The organism is Mesorhizobium sp. M7A.F.Ca.ET.027.02.1.1, assembly GCF_004022985.1.
Taxonomy (GTDB): Bacteria; Pseudomonadota; Alphaproteobacteria; order Rhizobiales; family Rhizobiaceae; genus Mesorhizobium.
Genome location: NZ_RZOL01000915.1, coordinates 1 through 508, shown reverse-complemented (window position 1 = coordinate 508; position 508 = coordinate 1). Strand labels below are relative to the sequence as shown.

1 protein-coding gene is annotated in these 508 nt (G+C 66.3%); it reads right to left on the bottom strand.

Going from position 1 to position 508, the window contains the following annotated elements; genetic code table 11:
• The coding region (locus EN749_RS36985) for an NAD(P)-dependent oxidoreductase (protein ID WP_145991231.1) at nt 1-508 on the bottom strand (508 nt) is incomplete at both ends.

Below are 508 nucleotides of genomic sequence, written 5' to 3'. Positions count from 1 at the left end.
ATGCCAGCTCAAGCGGCACGCCGGACTGCTCGCCGATGGCGAGCGCGAAGCCGAGGTCCTTCAGCGCCAGGTCCATGGTGAAGCCGATGTCGTAGGAGCCGTTGAGGATGAGCTGGCTTTCGGTCTCGTGGACGAAGCTGTTGCCGGAGGAGGCTGATATGGCGTGGTAGGATTGGGCGAGGTCAAGCCCGCCCTTTTTGGCCAGCATCAGCGCTTCGCCGGCGGCAACGAGATGGATGAAGGCGAGCATGTTGGTGATCACCTTGATCACCGCCGCCGAGCCGACCGGACCCATCAGGAACGATTTTGCGCACATCGCCTCGATGGCCGGTCGATGACGCTCGTAGAGCGCAGGATCGCCGCCGACCAGCGCCGTGATCTTTCCGGCCGCCGCCAGATGCACGCCACCGGTGACCGGGCATTCCAGCGTCTCGACGCCCCTGGCCGAGGCGACGGCGGCGAGGCGGGTAATTTCGTCGCGGCCGTCGCCTCGGCCAGGGGCGTCGAG